This window comes from Dietzia sp. ANT_WB102, from assembly GCF_008369165.1.
Classification (GTDB): domain Bacteria; phylum Actinomycetota; class Actinomycetes; order Mycobacteriales; family Mycobacteriaceae; genus Dietzia.
This window is the reverse complement of the sequence record NZ_VOBA01000001.1, coordinates 1857025-1875857: the sequence shown is the minus strand read 5'-3', so window position 1 is coordinate 1875857 and position 18833 is coordinate 1857025. Positions and strand designations below refer to the sequence as shown.

Annotated in this window: 17 protein-coding genes; 7 read left to right on the top strand and 10 right to left on the bottom strand. The window is 68.5% G+C overall.

Annotated features, from left to right (window positions below):
• Nucleotides 1-49: 49 nt before the first annotated feature.
• From FQ137_RS08590 to FQ137_RS08580, 3 genes are read right to left on the bottom strand one after another with little or no spacing between them, the layout of a single operon-like run.
• Nucleotides 50-718, bottom strand: a complete 669-nt coding sequence (locus FQ137_RS08590) for an MOSC domain-containing protein (protein WP_149292010.1) — start codon at nt 716-718, stop codon at nt 50-52.
• On the bottom strand, nt 718-1485 hold the full coding sequence (locus FQ137_RS08585; protein ID WP_149292009.1) for an isoprenyl transferase: 768 nt from the start codon (nt 1483-1485) through the stop codon (nt 718-720). The genes FQ137_RS08590 and FQ137_RS08585 overlap by 1 nt, the downstream gene beginning before the upstream one ends.
• A gap of 59 nt (nt 1486-1544) precedes the next feature.
• Nucleotides 1545-2618, bottom strand: a complete 1074-nt coding sequence (locus FQ137_RS08580) for a 3-deoxy-7-phosphoheptulonate synthase (RefSeq protein WP_149292008.1) — start codon at nt 2616-2618, stop codon at nt 1545-1547.
• 376 nt (nt 2619-2994) lie between these two features.
• On the opposite strand from FQ137_RS08580, the gene FQ137_RS08575 reads away from it, so the two are divergent.
• On the top strand, nt 2995-4245 hold the full coding sequence (locus tag FQ137_RS08575; protein ID WP_149292738.1) for an LLM class flavin-dependent oxidoreductase: 1251 nt from the start codon (nt 2995-2997) through the stop codon (nt 4243-4245).
• Nucleotides 4242-4940, top strand: a complete 699-nt coding sequence (locus FQ137_RS08570; RefSeq protein ID WP_149292007.1) for a CE1759 family FMN reductase — start codon at nt 4242-4244, stop codon at nt 4938-4940. Before FQ137_RS08575 ends, FQ137_RS08570 begins: the two co-directional genes overlap by 4 nt.
• A 45-nt stretch (nt 4941-4985) precedes the next feature.
• On the opposite strand, the gene FQ137_RS08565 is transcribed toward FQ137_RS08570, so the two are convergent.
• The 7 genes from FQ137_RS08565 to mca all read right to left on the bottom strand — a co-directional run bounded on the left by FQ137_RS08565 (nt 4986) and on the right by mca (nt 13684).
• A complete protein-coding gene (locus FQ137_RS08565; RefSeq protein WP_149292006.1) occupies nt 4986-6044 on the bottom strand; it encodes a beta-mannosidase in 1059 nt (352 codons plus the stop codon).
• A 70-nt stretch (nt 6045-6114) separates the two neighbouring features.
• Nucleotides 6115-7743 (bottom strand): glycosyltransferase family 39 protein, encoded by a 1629-nt coding sequence (locus tag FQ137_RS08560; protein ID WP_188064858.1) that lies wholly within the window; start codon nt 7741-7743, stop codon nt 6115-6117.
• Nucleotides 7740-9170 carry a glycosyltransferase gene (locus FQ137_RS08555; protein WP_149292005.1) on the bottom strand — a complete coding sequence of 477 codons (1431 nt, stop codon included), beginning with the start codon at nt 9168-9170 and terminating at the stop codon, nt 7740-7742. The genes FQ137_RS08560 and FQ137_RS08555 overlap by 4 nt, the downstream gene beginning before the upstream one ends.
• Nucleotides 9167-10477, bottom strand: a complete 1311-nt coding sequence (locus FQ137_RS08550) for a hypothetical protein (RefSeq protein WP_149292004.1) — start codon at nt 10475-10477, stop codon at nt 9167-9169. The genes FQ137_RS08555 and FQ137_RS08550 overlap by 4 nt, the downstream gene beginning before the upstream one ends.
• Complete coding sequence (locus FQ137_RS08545; protein WP_149292003.1) at nt 10474-12390, bottom strand: hypothetical protein; 1917 nt, start codon at nt 12388-12390, stop codon at nt 10474-10476. The genes FQ137_RS08550 and FQ137_RS08545 overlap by 4 nt, the downstream gene beginning before the upstream one ends.
• Before the next feature lie 47 nt (nt 12391-12437).
• Nucleotides 12438-12764 (bottom strand): hypothetical protein, encoded by a 327-nt coding sequence (locus FQ137_RS08540; protein WP_149292002.1) that lies wholly within the window; start codon nt 12762-12764, stop codon nt 12438-12440.
• Nucleotides 12761-13684 (bottom strand): mycothiol conjugate amidase Mca, encoded by a 924-nt coding sequence (gene mca, locus FQ137_RS08535; protein WP_149292001.1) that lies wholly within the window; start codon nt 13682-13684, stop codon nt 12761-12763. Before mca ends, FQ137_RS08540 begins: the two co-directional genes overlap by 4 nt.
• 135 nt (nt 13685-13819) lie before the next feature.
• Between mca and FQ137_RS08530 the strand changes: the two genes are divergently transcribed.
• The 5 genes from FQ137_RS08530 (at nt 13820) to FQ137_RS08510 (ending at nt 18801) form a co-directional block, all read left to right on the top strand.
• Nucleotides 13820-14278, top strand: a complete 459-nt coding sequence (locus FQ137_RS08530; protein ID WP_149292000.1) for a DUF4307 domain-containing protein — start codon at nt 13820-13822, stop codon at nt 14276-14278.
• A gap of 121 nt (nt 14279-14399) precedes the next feature.
• Nucleotides 14400-14897, top strand: coding sequence for a transcription elongation factor GreA (gene greA, locus FQ137_RS08525; RefSeq protein WP_149291999.1), 498 nt, complete (start codon nt 14400-14402; stop codon nt 14895-14897).
• A gap of 93 nt (nt 14898-14990) precedes the next feature.
• Nucleotides 14991-17231: an McrB family protein gene (locus FQ137_RS08520; RefSeq protein WP_149291998.1), complete on the top strand. Its 2241-nt coding sequence runs from the start codon at nt 14991-14993 to the stop codon at nt 17229-17231.
• Nucleotides 17228-18565: an McrC family protein gene (locus FQ137_RS08515; protein WP_255583838.1), complete on the top strand. Its 1338-nt coding sequence runs from the start codon at nt 17228-17230 to the stop codon at nt 18563-18565. Before FQ137_RS08520 ends, FQ137_RS08515 begins: the two co-directional genes overlap by 4 nt.
• Entirely contained in the window at nt 18562-18801 is a 240-nt protein-coding gene (locus FQ137_RS08510; RefSeq protein ID WP_188064856.1) for a hypothetical protein, read from the top strand. The genes FQ137_RS08515 and FQ137_RS08510 overlap by 4 nt, the downstream gene beginning before the upstream one ends.
• The last annotated feature ends 32 nt before the right edge of the window (nt 18802-18833 follow it).

The window sequence follows — 18833 nt, the reverse complement described above, 5'->3', positions numbered from 1 at the left end:
CCGCGGCGAGGGCATGAATGCCACGACCGACTGGTCAGGCCGGGCAGTGTCAGTCGGCGTCCACGGGCCGGACGTCGGTGGCCCGATCCAGCTTCCGCACCAGACTTGGCGCCAGATCGGAGAGCGTGTATTCGTCGAGCAGGCGGCGCACCTCGTCGTCGTCGACCCCGGCGAGGACCCGCCCGATGGTGACGCCGTGTGTCGGCTCGGTGACCACTCGGATCACGTCCCCTGCCTCGACGGGTCCCGGGGCGAGTACCCGCGCGTACGCGCCCGGTCGTCCGCCCTCGGTAAAGCGCCGCACCCAGCGCGGTTTGCCCACGCGGTGGGCGAAGGTCCGGCACGGTATGCGTGGCGTGGTCACCTCCATCCGCAGGCTGCCCACCTCCAGCACGGTGCCGATCTGCAGTTCCGAGGTGTCGACTCCGGAGACGCGAAGATTCTCGCCGAAGTACCCGGGCGGAATGGGCCCGCCGAACTCGGGCTCCCACTGCTCAACGTCGGAGTCCGAGAGCAGGTAGACGGCTTTCCACACGCCGCCGTGGTGCTGCCGGTCGGCTTGGACGTCGCCGTGGAGTCCGTACTCGCGCACCTGGACGGGGCCGCTGACGGGCCGCTTGTCGATCGCCGACACACCGACGCGGCCGGGCACCTCGAGCAACTGGTCCACCACGCACACGGTGCGCACGGTGAACGAGGCGGGGACGGCGGCCGTCATCAGTGCCCGAACCGGCGGTTGCGGGCCCCGTAGTCCCGCATCGCGCGCAGGAAGTCGACGCGGCGAAACTCGGGCCAGTAGGCCTCGGTGAACCAGATCTCGGAGTAGGCGCTCTGCCACAGCAGGAATCCCGATAGCCGCTGCTCGCCGGAGGTGCGGATGACGAGGTCGGGGTCGGGTTGACCGGAGGTGTACAGGTGCTGGCCGATCGCCTCGACAGTCATGCCGTCGACCAGTTCCTGTCCGGTGCGCCCCTCGCCGATGAGCTGGGCGACGAGGTTTCGGGCCGCATCCGCGATCTCGTGTCGCCCGCCGTACCCGATCGCCACGTTGACCTTGACCCCGGGCCGACCCCGGCTGGCCTCCTCAGCGGCGCGCAGCCGCGCTGCCATCCAGTCAGGCAGCACTTCCAGACGTCCGACGATCCGGACCTCCCAGTTCCGCCCGGGCCCGGTGATCTCGTCGACCACGTCGGCGATCACCTGCAGCAGCTCATCGAGCTCGCCGGCGTCACGCCCCAGGTTCTCGGTGCTGAGCAGGTAGATAGTGGCGACGTCCACGCCGAGGTCGTCGCACCAGCCCAGCAACTCAGCGATCTTCACCGCGCCAGCCCGGTAACCATGTGCGACGTCGGTGAACCCGGCTTCGCGCGCCCACCGGCGGTTCCCGTCCGCCATCACGGCGATGTGTCGGGGCAGCCTCGACTCGTCCAACGATGCGCGGAGTCGCGCTTCGTACAGTGAGTACAGGGGGCAGGAGGCGTCCACGCGGAAAGCGTACCGCGCGGCGCCCCCTCCACTGAGGCGCCCCTGACCCGCCTGCCCGCTCAGCCGCGCCGGCCGGTGCGGACCGCCGCGGCGAGCGCGCGAAGGCTGTCGGCGGTGGTGTCCCATCCGATGCACGCGTCGGTCACGGACTGGCCATAGACGAGTTCCGTGGCATCGACGGACTGGGCGCCGGGCTCGAGGAAGCTCTCGATCATCAGACCGGAGATCCCCTGCTCCCCCGCGCCGATCCGCTCGGCAAGCTCCGCCACGACCTCGGCCTGCCGCTCGTGCGACTTGCCCGAGTTGGCGTGGCTCGCATCCACCATGACCAGGCCGGGCAGCCCGACCTTCCCGGCCGCGGCCACAGCCGAGGACACGGATCCGGCATCGTAATTGGGGCCGCCGGTGCCGCCCCGCAGGATCACGTGGCAATCAGTGTTACCGGCGGTCTCGACAACCGCGGCACGACCGTCGGCGTCGGTGCCGAAGAACACGTGCCGAGCCGCGGACGACCGACAGCCGTCCACCGCTACCTGGACCTCGCCGTCGGTGCCATTCTTGAAGCCCACCGGCATCGACAGGCCCGACACCAGCTGACGATGCACCTGGCTCTCCGTGGTGCGCGCGCCGATCGCTCCCCACGACACGGCGTCGGCGATGTACTGAGGGCTGGTGGGCTCGAGGAACTCGGTGCCCACGGGCAGTCCCAGGTCGAGGACGTCGAGGAGCAGCTTGCGGGCGGTGCGCAGCCCGCGCGGGATGTCGTAGCTGCCGTCGAGTGCCGGATCGTTGATGAGGCCCTTCCACCCGACCGTGGTGCGCGGCTTCTCGAAGTACACGCGCATGACGATGAGCAGGTCCTCGGCCGTCTCCTTCGCGAGGGCGGCCAGGCGGCGGGCGTAGTCGAGCGCGGCCTCGGTGTCGTGGACGGAGCAGGGGCCCACCACCACGATGAGGCGGTCGTCGCGGCCGGCGAGCACGTCGGCGACCTCGGTGCGGCTGCGCTCGACCAGAGCTTCGCGGGCCTCGCCCAGCGGGAGTTCGCCGAGAATCTCGGTGGGGGTCGGCAGCGGCGAGTAGGACAGGACGCGCCTGTCGGCGGTCTGGGTCGGATTCTCAGCGGTCACGGTCACGGCGGTTGCTCCTGATGCTTGGTCGTGGCGGGCCGGGTGCCGTGATCCTCGTCGGCGCCCAAAGTCGCACCCGGATCCGCCGTCTGGAAAGGCGGGAGGCGGCGACCATGATGGTCACCGCCTCTGGGCTCCGGGTGTCGAGACGTCCGGCTAGCGGACGCGTGCGCTCGCGGCGCGGGCTCCACCCGGAGCCCACATAAAGCGCCAATAGGCGCGAGCGATCGACATGCCCGACACAATAGCAGACCCCACGTCCAGGCGGACCCGCACCTTCGCCACGCGCACGCAGCGAGCGAGGGGGGAATACCACCCCACGCCCTTTTGTTTGACATGTCAGCAAGTTACAATGGAAGCAACCAGACGAGAGGCCACCATCATGCAGTTCGGAATCTTCAGCATCGCCGACATCACCCCGGACCCCACCACCGGGCGGATACCCACAGAGCACGAACGTCTCGAGTCGATCGTCGAGTACGCCACCCTCGCCGAACAGGTGGGCCTGGATGTCTTCGCACTGGGCGAGCACCACAATCCGCCGTTCGTGACGTCCTCCCCCACCACGACGCTCGGGTATGTGGCCGGCAAGACTTCCGAGATCATCCTCTCCACGGCGACCACGCTGATCACCACCAACGACCCGGTGAAGATCGCCGAGGATTACGCCATGTTGCAGCACCTTTCCGGTGGTCGGGTCGACCTGACGATGGGCCGGGGCAACACCGGCCCCGTGTACCCGTGGTTCGGCCAGGACATCCGCCAGGGTCTGCCCATCGCGATAGAGAACTACGAACTACTTCACCGGCTGTGGCACGAGGACGTCGTGGACTGGGAGGGCAAGTTCCGCACGCCCCTGCAGCAGTTCACCTCGACCCCGCGGCCGATGGACGGCGTCGCGCCCTTCGTGTGGCACGGGTCGATCCGCTCGCCACAGATCGCCGAGCAGGCCGCGTTCTACGGCGACGGCTTCTTCCACAACAACATCTTCTGGCCGATCCACCACACCAAGCAGATGGTCGAGCTGTACCGCCAGCGCTACGAGCACTACGGTCACGGCTCGGCTGACCAGGCGATCGTCGGCCTCGGCGGGCAATTCTTCGCCCGCGCCAACAGCCAGGACGCGGTCAACGAGTTCCGTCCCTACTTCGACAATGCCCCGGTTTACGGCAACGGCCCGTCGATGGAGAACTTCACGGCACAGACCCCGCTGACGGTGGGTTCGCCGCAGCAGATCATCGACCGCTACATGACGATGCGTGAGCACGTGGGCGACTACCAGCGCCAACTGTTTCTCATTGACCACGCCGGTCTGCCGCGCACGACGGTGCTCGAGCAGATCGAGATCCTGGGTACCGAGATCGTGCCAACCCTGCGTCGTGAACTCGACGCCCTGCGCCCGGCGCACGTGCCGGACGGACCCACCCATTCCGCCCGGGTCGCCGCCCGCGACGCCGAACTGGCTGCCGCCGACGCCCCCGCCTACTCCGACGCCTACCGCTTCGGCACCGGTGACAACTGGACCGGCCTCACCGCTGAGGGCGGGCAGCGCGCGCAGGAGCAGACATTGGCCCGCGCGCGTCGCGACCAGGTCCGCCTCGGCGACGCGCCGGCCGGAAAGGACTTGAAGTGAACACCCACCACGATCAGTCAGCGGAACGGTCGCTCAACCTTGTCGTCGTCAGCGCCGGCACCTCCGTGCCGTCCAGCACCCGGATGCTCGCCGACCAGCTCACCTCCGCCACCAGTGACGCCCTCGCGCGCCACGGCCAGCAGGTCAGCGTGACGGTTCTCGAGGCCCGCGAACTGGCACACGAGGTCGTCGACGCCACCTTCACCCGGTTCCCCGGGGAGAAATTGCGCGCGGCGGTCGAGGAGATCGGCCGGGCGGACGGTCTGATCGCCGTGACACCGATCTACAACCAGTCGTTCTCCGGCCTGTTCAAATCCCTGTTCGACGTAATCGACCCGGGCACTCTCGCGGGGGTCCCGGTGGCACTCGGCGCGACCGGCGGCACGGCGCGGCACTCGCTCGCGGTCGACTACGCGTTGCGGCCCCTGTTCGCCTACCTCAAGGCCGACGTCGTGCCCACGAGCGTGTTCGCGGCCGCAGAGGACTTCGGCGCCGTCACCACCGCCGGTGACGAGAACTCGCTACGCACCCGAGCCGGGCGTGTGGGAACCGAGCTGGCGGACTACATGCTGCGGTTCGCCGGGGTCACCGCCGGGGCGGTGGCGCCGACGCGCGCGGACGAGGGCCGGGGACGGAAGACCGACGACGACGAGTTCACCGACTTCGTCCCGATGGGCGATCTCCTGGGCCGCTGAACTGGCCGAACGTCTGGCCCCGGAGGGTGCGTGCGCCCGCCGGGGCTAGCCCCTCATCATCTGAGGTAGGTCTCTGATGGGGTCTCCCGGTCCGATGTCGAAGGTGCACTCCGACGACCTCGGATCGGGGACGAAGGACCACAGCATGGCCCCGGCGACACCTCTTCTTCGGTAGTCCTCGATTCGCTCGGATACCCGCACGGCCCTGTCCTCGAGCGGCAGGCACGAACCGGCGGCGATCCCCAGCTCGGTCACGACGAGGGGTTTGTCGCTCTGCGCGAGACGCAGGGGCAGGAACCCGCCCTCGTCGTAATCGTGGTACTGGAGGACGTCGACGTAGGGCGACTCCGCGATCAGGCGGTATCCATCAGCGACGAGACCACACTGGTCTCCACCCAACAGCCCGGCCGTGATGAGCCGGCCCGGGTCCAGATCGCGGATCAGCCTGCCCACGTCATCCGTCCACTCGCGGAGCACCTGAGCGGAATCCTCGGGGCATCGCCGGTGCTGCCATCCGCAGTCAGGGGTGCCGCACACCGCCGTCTCGGGCTCCCCGATCGGTTCCCATGCGGCGACAGCCGGTGAGCTCGACCACCTCTCGACCGCAGTGGTGAGCCAGGCCCGGTAGCTAAGCGGCATCGTGCCCGGCTGTTCCCAGCCGCTCGTGTACCAGGACCGGTCCTTGTATTTTTCGTCCTCGCACGCCCCGTCCTGCCCCGCCAGCACCGGGATGACCATCTGGCCATGACGTTCCGCCGCGGCGAACACGGCGTCCACCGGAGAGAAGTCAAGGTGACCGGTGTTCTTGTTGACCGCGAGCTGCTGGAAGGCGTTGAACCTCGTGAGGGCACCATCGGGAAGCGACCCGAAGTACTCGTCGAGGTCGACCATTGCCCCGCACCCGACATTGACGTTCCAGTCGGTGGCCAGCTGGTAGGCGTTAAGCCCGGTCGGCCACCAGGGCTTCCCGTCGAGTCGGAGCTGGCCCTGCGCGACCGTCGCCCGCGGGGAGAGGTGCTGCGAACGCGAATCCGGTGGCGCGGCACAGGAGACCGCGACGGCGACCGCGACCATCAGGACGGCGACCAGCGAGAGCTGTCTCATGCGTCGACAGTAGAGGAGCCGTCGCCCACTGGGCCCACGCCGTCGGCAACGGTGGTCGGGTCCCCCTCTGTCAGCGGTTCACCCGCCAGAGTCGCCAGGTCGGACGGTCGTTGCCCGAGTTCAGCACCTCCATGACCAGCGTGGCTATCCCCGCGCCGTTGTCATGAATCGTCGGATACCGAAGATTGAGCGCGTCGGACGTCCCCCGTCCTTCGTTGGGAACGGTCAGCATGAACTGCACGCCGTGGCCGGCCGGGTCGTTGAGGATGGTCACGAAGTCCCGGTCGGACGGGATGACGAATCGATCCGGGCGTTTCGTTGACGCGATGATCGGGAAGCCCTGGACGGTGTCCATGAGTACGGATCCCTCGGGCAGTCCGAGAGCGTCGAGGTGATCCGCCAGTCTGCGTTCGGTGTCGAACGAGGCGATGATGGCCTGCTGCTCGAACCGCAGGTCCGGATCGGAGTAACCGAGCCACGGGACCACGGCGGTGTGAAGCGCGTGCTGCTCCTGGGACAGAGCAGGTGAGAGCATCGCGAACGCGCTCACTGGCAGTCCGGCGACGACGACGAGCAGGCCCACAACCTGAACCGGTCGGACCCCGACCATCGGATCAGGTCGACGCTCTGCGGGCATCGGTCCGAGTCTCCTGGCCCGCACTCCCCCCCGACGCGGCGCGATGAAGACGACACAGAGCACCGCCAACGGAACAGCACTGATGTAGAACCGCAGGAACGGGAACGTCATCCCCCGCAGATAGGTCAGGACGGCAAAGGTGAGGACGGCGAGCAGTACGAGCAGCACCAGCGGTTCGGGGTCGCGCCGCCGCACGGCGAGAACAACACTCACGACGCCCACCAGCGCCAGGGCCGGGGCCAGCACCACGATCTCGGCGAGCGAGAACGTCAGCGCGTCCATCCCTCCCCCGGAGCCGCCACCGGACTGCTCCAGGATCGCGGCGTTTCCGTAGCGGGAGGAGAACTGGGCCATGGCGTTGCCCGTGATGAGCCAACTCGTGGCCGCCCACGCCACGAATGCCAGCACGGTGGGAGCCGCGACCAGCAACCCGTCGAGAATCGCCACCGCGGGACGACGGCTACGCCGCCAGGCCACCGCACCGACGAGCAGGGTGGCCGTACCGGAGGCCGCCAGCGCATCGTATCGCGCGAGGTAGGCCAACCCGAGCGCGCAACCGGCGACCATGAGGTCGTGGACGTCGTCGGTGGACATCCAGCGGAACAGACGCCGCACCGCCCACACCACGAGGAATACGAACAACGCCTCGCTCATCCCGTTGGCGCCGTAATAGACGATCATCGGGTGCAGCGCGAACACCGCGGTCAGACCCCACGTCAACCAGGGCGGGCAGCCGCGCTCGCGGGCGAGGGCGTTGACCTGCACCACCGCTCCGGCCATCGCGGGCGCACTCACCGCCACCGCGGTGAGCGACCAGGTCGTCAGCCCTGGAATCCACGCCGACAACCACACGAGCGGCAACTGCAGCAACGCCGTCAACGGGGTGAAGATGAATCCGATCGCCGCGAGGTGGGGGTCGCGCGACAGCAGCGCAGCGCGGGTGTCCGCGACGCGGCTGAGGGCGTCACCCTGCAGGTACCCCACCCCGAGCGAGAGGTAGAGCCCGGCCGCCAGGTAGAGGACGGTGACGACGACGAACAGCACCCCGGTGCGGGACCTCATGAGGCCAGCCCGTGGACGGTCTTCTCCCAGTAGGAGGGATTGGCGAACAACTGGTACGTGCCCTTGATCGCTGCCACGGACATGAGGACCCAGTAGAGCGGGACCGTCAGACACGCCCACCACAACTGCGGGTTCCCGCTCTCACGCACGGCCACGAGGTTGCAGTAGAAGATCGTCGCGTTTCCCAGCAGCAGACAGATCAGTGCCGGGAAGTACACGTAGGCTGGGAACACCTGGGCCACCGCCTCGGGCTGCCCCAGGATCCACGACAGTGTGACCAGCCAAAACACCATGTTCAGGCAGGCGATCACCGGAGTGCCTGCGAGGAGGGTTGTGAACCGGAACATGCCCACCGGCCCCAGTGCGCGCCACAATCGTGCCGGCCGTCGCATGTGCACCAGCCAGGTCTGCAGGTATCCCTTGTACCAGCGCGAGCGTTGCCGGACCCAGTTGATCGGGTCGGGGTTGGCCTCCTCCAGTGTCGTCGAGTCCAGGACCGCGGTCCGGTATCCCCGAGCGGCGATTCGGACGCCCAGGTCGGCGTCTTCGGTCACGTTGTACGGGTCCCACGCGCCAATCTCCGACAGGACGTCGGAGCGGATGTGATTCGAGGTCCCGCCGAGCGGGATGGGCGAGTCGGACTTCATCAGGCCCGGCAGCAGGAAGTTGAACCACAGCGCGTAGTCGGCGGTGAACCACGCGGTGAGCATGTTTTGCGAGCCGTTGTGGAACGCAAGCTTGGCCTGGACACACGCCACCTCGTTGTCGAGTTCGGCAAACGCGACGGCCACCCGACGCAGCTGCAGCGGGTCGGGCCGGTCCTCTGCGTCGAAGATGGTGATGATCGTGCCCGTGGCGTAGTGCAGCGCGTAGTTGCAGGCCTTGGGTTTGGTCCGCGGGTCGGCCGGCGGGATCCGGAGAATCCGACACACCCTCCCGAGACCAGCCGCCTCGGCGGCGTCGATCGTCACGTCATCGTCGGCCTCCAGCAGCAGGAGCACCTCCAGTTTGTCCGCGGGATACTCGAGGGCACTGACCGCGTCTATGAGGTCCGCGATCACCTCGGGTTCGTTGTAGGCGGGCACGAGCACGGTGTAGGTGGGCAGATCCTCGTCGGGTACCTCGCGGGCCAGGTCGTCGGGCACGGTCATGATCGCATCGCGGGCCAGCCCCCGGGTGAGCAGCACCACCCGGTCGGCGAGCGTGACGAGGTAGACGAACGTGCATAGGGCTGTCAGCGCAATCAGGGTTGGGGTCGTCGCCAGAACCAGCAGCACCACGAGTACGAGCAGTCCCGCGAGACCCGCCCTCTTCTGCCATGGCACGAACGCCACCGCCGCCGAGGCGAGCGGCTCCCGCTCGCGGAGACCATGAACGGAGTCGTACAGCGCCGCGTCGCTGCGAGCACGCTCGTCGGCCGGACTCATCGGGTGCTCCATTGCGCCTCCACCAGTCCGCTGCCGAGCTCGGTCAGCAGATCGAGATCCTTGAGTTCGTCGTCGTCCGCCGTCACCGAGGCCTGTCCTCGTAGCAACAACGCGACCAGCCTCGAGGCTGTGGACCTGGCCCCCGGGACCGTGGCGGGGAATTGGGCATCGAAGTCGTGATCGTCGACGGTGAGGATCGAGACCCTCTGGTAGCGGTCGACTCCCCCCCTCGTCCACACGAAAGACAGCAGACTCCAGGTCTCCAGTTCGCCGTCGTTGATGACGGACCGGTATCGGGCGCGGACCCCGTGCGGAAGGTCGACGACGACGGGGGCGCTGATCCGTGCGGCTCTCAGGTCAAAAGTCATCTCGACGGGAAACGCGTCGAACGTTCCGGGGTGGGCCACGGTCAGTGTCTGTACGACCGCCTGCCGTGGACGGCGCAGTGGATCCCAGTCGGCACGCGGCTGGTCCGCTCGGATGAATTGCCGGTGCAGGGTCGCGGCGGGTCCGTATACGCGCGTCGCCCACCCGAAATCCTCACGTGACCGCTCACTCCACCCCACCGGCACCGCTTGTCCGGGACCGATCAGTGAGGGCGGTCCGAGGGCCAGACGTTGCTCGGCCGTCGCCGGCAGCGGGGCCAGGGCGAGGACCACGGCCACCAGCACGAGCAATGGGACGCTCCGCCACGCCTCCCGGCGGGTCACCGCCGGTCCGGGCCACGGCGACGCGCCCCTTCCCCGACCACGCCTCCGGGCCCCGATCAGGGCCCCCACCGGGCCGACGAGCACGACGATGACGACGACGCATGCCAGCGCCCAGGGGCCACCGCCGAGGACAGCCGTAGCCAACCGGATCACGACTGGAGACGCGCCGAACAGCACCAGCCAGGCCGACCAGAACTTGCCGGTCCGCCGCAGACCGAACACGAACACACACCCCCCGAACAGGAAGGCCCACACAGCGGCGATGTCCAGGTGAAGCAATACGTACGTGCCGGCGAAGCGGGGCAGCACCAGCCACTGGATCATGAGCGCGATCGCCATCATGACAGTCCCGACGATCTTGTCCGTCTGACGGTCGTGGATCGGCAACTCCGGCCGGTTGAACCACACCAGGACAGTGAGGGTCAGCGCTGCACCCACGGGGCCTGCGAGCAGCACGGGGCTACCGGCCCCCACGCCGATCTCGCTCACCACCCGGCCCCAGGTCCGGGCCGACGCTGCCACGGCGACAACCAGGAGCACGACGCCGCGAGCGGCGTACTCGGCGACCACCGATCGCCCGGTGGCGCCGGTGGTCACGACCGTCGACCGGATCGGCCGCTGCGTGTGGCCAGCCAGACCAGCCCGCCGAGAGCAAGGCCGGCGACCAGCGTGACCGAACCCACGATGAGAGCGGTGCGGACAGGTCCGCCATCGGCGCTCTTCTCCGCTGGCAGGCCGAGCGCTTCGGTAGTCGACAGGGACAACGGATCGCGGCTCGGTGCAGTGAACACGACGTTGCCGCGCAGTGCCCCCCACCGGTCTTTGTCATCTGATAGCCAGTCGAGGGTCCGGTCGAGCTCGGCGGAACCGGACGTCGTCGAGGCCACAAGCACCGCCCTGTCTCCGTCCTCGACCACCTGCAGAGACGCGAAGTCGATGTCCTCGTAGAACCGCAGTGTGGACGGGTCCTCCTCACCTCGGGCCACCACCTCCAACGCGCGCCCACCGGTGAGCTCGAGCGGCAGGGTCAGCTGCTCGGGAACACCATTGGAGGCGATGAGAACTCCGTGCGCGCGGCCGGAGATGAGCTCGTCCACGGTGACCCACTTCGGACGCAGGGGCACCTCGGACAGTCGTTGCAGCTCAGTCACCAGGTTGATCGCCCGGCGGGTATCGGCCAACGAACTCGTGCCGGTGGCGATCTGCACTTCTGGCATGAATGCCTGGGGAAGGGACTCGAACCCGCGGGGCGCCGGGGACGCGGGATCGGAGAGTCGCAGGCGCGTGTCGCCGGAGATGAGCATCGTCAGCGGCTGCATCACCCCACAGGCGGCGCCCTCACCCGCCGTCTGGAGGGAGACCGAGACCTCCGTGTACCGGCCCAGAAGCGCCGCGGGGATGGTGAGCGAGCGGTCGAGGACGCCGGAGTCGTCCGCGGCCCACGAGTCCAATATCGTGTCCCCGACACTCACCACCAGGAGACCACTGCGTCCACCTGGTGGGGGCGAATAGCTTCCCCTTAGGTCCACCGTGACGTCTCCAGTGACCGCCGCCAGCCTGGTCTGGTCGACTCCGAAACCGGCGCGGACCGACCCCGCCGACCGGACTGACACCGACCCGGTCCCGAGCTCATCAAGAGTCGCCTCGGTGATCAAGCCCCGCGGGACAGGTAACGGGGCCTCCACTGTCACCGCGTCGCTGATCGCGAGCCGGCCCAGATCGGTGGACACCGAGCGAGCCTGTTGCGACAGCGACGCGGCGTCACCGACGATCTCCACCGTCGGCACCGGCGCCTTCAACAGATCGATCCGGGGTTCGCCCCCCTCCCGGATCTCCACCCGGCGGGTAAAGGACGTCGCGGTGTCGGGCCGGGTGGCAGAGGCGGGAAGGACGTCGACCTCCAGCCCTCGCTTGCCGAAACGTGCGGCGGCGACGGCCGACAGATCCGCGGCGGCCTGCGACTCTGCCACACTCGGCTCGTCCGGGAGATAAATCTCCAGCCGATCCAGTACCGGGGGGATGAAATCGGCCAGGACACCCGGAACCTCGGGCTCACCGCCGTATACGACCTTGCTATCGCGCAGTTCCAGCGACCGCTCGCTCCAATCCGGACACGCCTGGCCCACTGAGGTCAGCACTGTACGCAGGGTGAGATCAGCCACCTTGTCCCGGACTCGGGCCCGGTCCAATGGCACTTCGACGCGCTGGAACACCTGCGCCCCGTCCAACTCGACGCGCGCCAGCAGCAGACCTCCCGACCACGCCTCGAGGTGTCCTCGTTCGAGATCCACCGGGGTCTGCACGGTGGCGATCAGAGTTCGCGGGGACAGTCCCCCCGGCACGGGGATCGGCATCATGATCTCATCGGTGCGGTCTCGGAAGGAGAGCTCGTCACTCACCCCGATTGCCGTTGCGTCGAGCACGGTCTCCGCGCCGACGGGCATGGGCGCAGCGAGTAGAGCTGCGAGGAACACTGCGCTGACACCCGCGCGCCGGGCCGATCTCATCACGGGTCCAAACAGTACCTGCGGTAGCTAACGGCTAAGCCAAAAGGCGGTCAGCGGGGGTCCGGATGCCCATCGGTCTCGGTGAGGGGCGGCACGCCCGCCCGGTCGGTTCCCTCGTCGGCCAGCTGATCGAGTTCGGGATGCTCGACGTCGAAGCTCTCCGGAAGGTTCTTGATGTGCTTGTTCATGTTGCGGATGAGCAACACGGTCGCGATGAGCAGTAGAAGGATCACCGGGATGCCGATCGGCGACGCCTTGCCGAACTCCGGTCCCACCGGGTTGTCGTCGTATCCGGGTGTGCCGGGCGACTGGTTCTGCGCGAGGACCATCGCCGACTGGTACGCCAGTATCTGGACGTCCGGTCCCAGGGTGATCATCGTGGGTCCTCACTCGTGCTCGGTCCGACGGGGAGCTCGACGTACGGGTCCACTCCCTCGAAGAGGTCTGACTCGTATTCTCCCTCACCGAGGCGAGGAAAGCCCACCCGGCTGGCGGCCAGCTCGAACTCCTCGGTGGGCCACACCCGTTGCTGCATCTCCACCGGCGCGGCAAAGAACCAGCCGTTGGGGTCGATCTGGGTGGCATGCGCTAGTAGTGCCGAGTTGCGCTGCTCGAAGTAGTCCGCGCACTCCACCCGTGTGGTGACCCGCTCCATGATGTCCGGACGGTCTCCCAGTCGGGACAGGAAGTCCTCGAAATGGCGGACGCCGTCGCGGGCGAACAGTTCCTCATCCAGCAGTTCGAGGCGCTTCTTGGGGAAGCCGTGCGTGTAGTAGACCTTCGCGATCGCCCAGGGCTCGCCGGCATCCGGAAACCGCGTGGGGTCGGCGGCGGCCTCGTAGGCGGCCATCGACGCCGAGTGCACCTTGAGGTGATCCGGGTGGGGATATCCACCGTTCTCGTCGTAGGTGATCATCACGTGGGGTCGGAACTCGCGGATTCTGCGGACCAGGGCCTCGGTGGCCTCGTCGTCGTCGACAAGGGCGAAGCACCCCTCCGGCAGCGGCGGCTTGGGGTCCCCCTCCGGCAACCCGGAGTCCACGAAGCCCAGCCAGTGGTGGTCGACCCCCAGAATGTCGGCTGCGCGCGCCATCTCACGTACCCGCACGGCGGGCAGATCCGCTGTGATGTCAGGGCGGTCCATCGCGGGGTTGAGAATGTCGCCTCGCTCGCCTCCGGTGCACGTCTCCACCAGCACATGGACGCCCTCGGCGACGTACTTGGCCATGGTCGCCGACCCCTTGGACGACTCGTCGTCGGGGTGGGCGTGGACCGCCATCAGCCGCAGACCGGCCATCGTCGCACCTGCCGTTCTTCTCGAGAGAGTGGATGACCGCATCATTCTATGGTCGTCGGCGACCACCGCGCCCCCGGCGGGGCCCGGGTACGCCCCCGGACCGTCGCAGGCGGGCAGCCCGGATACCCTGGTCGCATGAGTGAGCCGAGCTCGGACGCCCCGTCGCAGCGCACCGTGAGCCCGCCAGCCGACCGGTACGCCGCAGCCGACACCGGCTCGAACGTGACCGGGAAAATTGTCGCGGTGGTCCTCGCCCTGCTCGTGGGCGGACTCGTCGCAGCCGGCGCCGTCACCGTGTACCGGCTCAACCAGACGCCCGACATCAAGGGCGAGGCGATCGGGGTGGAGGTCGTCGACGACACCCGGGTCGACCTGACGTTCACCGTCACCCGCGACGAGCCCAGCACGCCCGCCTACTGCATCATCCGGGCCCAGGAGGAGTCCAAGGGCGAACTCGGCCGACGCGAGGTGTACGTCCCGCCGTCGGAGAATGACACGATCCAGATCAACGCCTCCGTCTTCACCACGAAGCGCGCCTTCGCCGCCGACGTCTACGGCTGCGGCGCAGACGTTCCCGACTACCTGCGCAGGTAGTGTCGCCGACACCGGCCGGCGGCAGTCGTGCCTGTGTTAGAATCGCCCCATCAGCACGGCTCCCTTTTCGCGGGGCCGTGTTTTTCTTACATCACGCACGCGAACAGATTGGAGTGCGCTCATGGCGAACGACACCCAGGTCCACTGGCTGACCCAGGACTCGTACGACCGCCTCACGGCCGAGAAGGAGGCGCTGATCGCCAACCGTCCGGTCATCGCAGCCGAGATCAACGAGCGGCGCGAAGAGGGCGATCTCAAGGAGAACGCCGGCTACCACGCCGCGCGTGAGCAGCAGGGCCAGGAAGAGGCCCGGATCCGGACGATCGACGACCTGCTGGCCAACGCCCAGGTCGGCGAGACGCCCACCGAGTCCGGCGTCGCGCTCATCGGGTCCGTTGTCCGCGCCTACTACAACGGCAACGAGGACACCAAGGAGACCTTCCTCATCGGTACCCGTGGCGAGGGCTCCGGCAAGGACGACCTGGAGATCTACTCTCCCGAATCCCCGCTCGGCAAGGCCCTCCTCGGCGCCAAGGACGGTGAGACCCGCGAGTACACCGCCCCCAACGGCAAGACTGTCTCCGTCACCATCGTCACTGCGGAGCCGTACCACAGCTGACCGGCTCCGACGGGGACCGGTGGTAGGTTCTTCACGAATGTCGGGCCGATAACGACGGACCCGAATCCGCCCCGGCGTAGCAGGAGTTCTCACGTGTCAGACCGTTCTCAGGACAGGCCCCACGGCCCGGCCCCGACTATCGAGGCGGCGGCCGGGCGGGTCCTGGGACCGGCACTGCGGACCGGCCAGTCACCCTTCGAGGACGACCTCTACACGTGGACCCCCGAGGTAGCCGAGGAATTGGCCCGCCGCCTCGATGCCGATCCCGAGGAGAGCGCCAGCGGCGCAGGGGCGGGATCGACCCGCTCCCCCGTCATGCAGTCGCTGCACGACCAGCTCGAGGGTGCCGCACGCCCCGTGGTCCTGCTCGCCGCCGAACTGCTCTACATCCAGCAGCTTCCCCTGTCGACTGTCACCGCCCGCCTCAAACGCGGCCGGGTCCGGGACGTGCTGTCGTGGATCGAGGACGCACCCGAGATCCCGGCAGACCTCGACGAGGTCCTCAGCGAGAAGGGCCCACTCACCGGCGGCCTGGGCTTCAACGTGCAGATGCGGGAGCACCTGCGGTGGTTGTGCTCGTTCATCATCCACTGGGCCGAACTCGACGCCTCCGTCCGCGACGCCGCACTGTCGGACCCGTGGGAGTTCCAACGCGCCGCCCGCTCCACCCCAGGTGACTGGCGGGCCATCCGCTACAGCCTGCAATACCTGGTGTGGCCCGGATATTTCCAGCCGATCGTCAAGCACGAGCACAAGACCCGCATCCGCGACGCCTTCGCCGACCTTATCGGCGGCCCGTCTGGCATCGACGAACTAGACATCGACCAGGACCTGCACCGGATCTCCGAGGTTCTGTCCGCCCAGCTAGGCCAGCCCGTCGACTGGTACCGCGGGTCCGTGGCCAACCAATGGCAACGCCACCGCGACGACCACTCGCGGCGCGCCTGGCTCGTGCGGCCCGGCCGCGGCGGTGTCGGCCAGGCCGGCCAGTGGGTCGCGCAGAACCGCATCGCGCTGCCCGCCTCACACCTGCCTCGAATCCCCGCGCACGCCAGCCGGCTCGAGGTGTCCCAGGCCGTCGAGCAGGGCTACCCGCACCTGGACTATCAGGCCCGGTTCCAGCTCACCGCCGAGCTGTACACCTTCCTGTCCCGGATGAACCCCCAGGACGTTGTGGCCACCGTCGCTGACGCCAAGCTTCACCTGGGCACCCTCACCGACGACCTCGGCTACGTCGATGACGGCGGACAGCAGCTCGAACGCTCGGTGGTGTGGAGTGCCGTCACCCTTGACCTGGAGGCCCTGCCCAGTCCGCTGTCCGAGCTGATCGGCGAGCCCGGAACCGTCGTCGATCTCACCGACGGTCTCGACGCACTGCTCTCCGCCATGCACCCCGGCCGGCACTCCACCGAGGCGCAGATCATCGAAGCCCCCGCCGCCGGCGCCGTGCCGACCCTGCCCGACGTCACCGACGAACTGGCCGACAGTCTCCACATGCCCCGCGCGGAACTGCAGGAGATCGTCGACACCCTGCAGCAGCGTCAGCAGATTGTGTTCTACGGCCCGCCCGGCACCGGCAAGACTTTCCTCGCCCAGGAGCTGGCCCGGTTCCTCGCCGGCCCCGACGATCCCAGCCGCGTCCAGTTGGTGCAGTTCCACCCCAGCTACGCCTACGAGGACTTCTTCGAGGGCTACCGTCCCACCCTCACCGAGTCGGGGCAGCCGGGCTTCGCACTCCAGGCCGGACCCCTGCGCCGGCAGGCCGCGCGGGCGACCTCGGAGTCGGGCCGTGAGCATCCCAATTTCCTCATCATCGACGAGATGAACCGCGCCGACCTGGCCCGAGTGTTCGGCGAGATGTACTTCCTGCTCGAGTACCGCGACCGCACCGTACTGCCGCAGTACTCCCCCGACACCTCCTTCCGGCTGCCGCGCAACCTGTTCATCATCGGCACCATGAACACCGCCGACCGCTCGATCGCCATGGTCGACGCGGCCATCCGGCGGCGGTTCGCATTCATGGAGCTGCACCCGGACACCCCGCCGGTCGCGGGTGTGCTGCGCCGTCACCTCGAGGCCCGCGGCGTGACCACCGAACCGGCGGAGTTGCTGGAGGCCTTGAACTCCGAGATTGACGACTCCGACCGCGACCTGCGCATCGGCCCGTCCTACTTCATGAAGGACCAGGCCACCGAACCAGGCGGGCTCGAGGCCATCTGGCGGTTCGACCTGTTACCTCTGCTCGAAGAGCACTATTACGGACGGCTCACCCGAGCCGAGGTCCACGAGCGGTTCGGCCTCGCGGCACTACGCCGCAAGATCGGGCGGGCGTGACAGCACCCTCGACGCGCCCGGGGGCGTCGGCGTTGGCGATGACTCTCGAGTTCGACGAGTTCGACCGCCGCGGCAAGCTCGTCACCCTGAGCTGGGAGGGCGCCCAGCACCTGTCCCAGACCGGCTTGGTGGAGGTGCTTCCCGCCGGCCGCGACACCTGGCGACTCATCCCCAGTGGCGCCGTGGGCTCGGTCCGTGTCGAGGGCCTGTCGGTCCGCGTCATGCCCGCCGCCAGCCTCGGGTTGACGCAGCTGTTCTTCCTGCTCGACCACGCGGCCGACGACCCTTTCCTCCCCTCCTCTGTTCAGGCCAGGGACGACGACGAACTGTGGTCCTCCGTCGCCGAGTCCATGGCCCGGCTCGCGCACCAGGCGTTGGCCGCCGGACTGATCCGCGGGTATCGCAGGGTCGACGAGGCGCTGACCACCGTGCGTGGCCGGATCCGTCTGGGTGACCAGATCCGACGGCACCCGGGGATGACCATTCCGTTGGAGGTCACGTACTCGGAGTTCACCCCGGACATCCCCGAAAACCGCATCCTGCGCACGGCCGCCCACCGCCTGCAGTTCCTGCCCGAACTGCCCGACACCACCCGCCGCCGGCTCGCCATGGTCGACGCCCGTCTGTCGGATGCCACCCTCATCGGTCAGGGCGCGCCCGTGCCCACCTGGACACCGAGCAGGCTCAACGCCCGCTACCAGGACGCGCTCGCGTTGGCGGACCGCATCGTCCGCCGGATCTCGGTGGAGGTCGAGGACGGGCACGCCGCCTCGGCCGCGTTCGTCACCGAGATGCCGGCGCTGTTCGAGCGCTTCGTGGAGGCCGAACTGACGGCCGCCCTCGACGGGAGTGGCGGCCGGCTTCTGCACAACCCCGTCGTCAATCTGGACTCCGGTACCGAGGCCGACGACTCCCCATCGGGGCGTCACAGTGCGCCGTCCGACGACGGTGACCACATTTCCGTGCGGACGGGTCTGGTGTACGAGGTCGACGGCGAGCCGGTCACCACGTTCGTACCGACGTATCCCACGGACCGCCGAGCACGCGCCGCCGAGCACTACCGGCTATTGGCCGCGTGCACGGCGCTCGGGGTGGAGCGGGCCTACCTCGTCTACCCGGCTCAGCGGCGCGACGACTCCCCCCAGCCGCGGCGGATCGTGCACACGGACATCTCGATCGTGGAGTACCCGGTCGATCTGTCGCGGGGCCCCGCCGAGAGCCGGCGGGCGATCGACGAGTTGGCTCGGCACGCCCGCGAGCTCGCCGCACCGTGCTCGGCACGCCACCGCACGGCCTCACGTCACCATGCCGAAGGGAGACGACACGCCCGATGACCATTGCCGACGATGCCTCCCGCCGACTATTGGTGAACCTCGCCGCTCGGGCCGCGACCGCGGCCGAGGACGGAGTGGACGCGGGCGACGGGAACACGTTCCTGCATAATGGGGGCGTGGACGGTAACCCCGAGAGCACCGGCGATGCCCGCGAGGCCGCGGACTCCCTCCGACGCCGGTGCCGGGTCCGGGGAGTGACCCGCACGACTCGGGACCACATCGACCCGCCGGACTGACCCCAACCACACCAGCACTCACCCGCAACGAA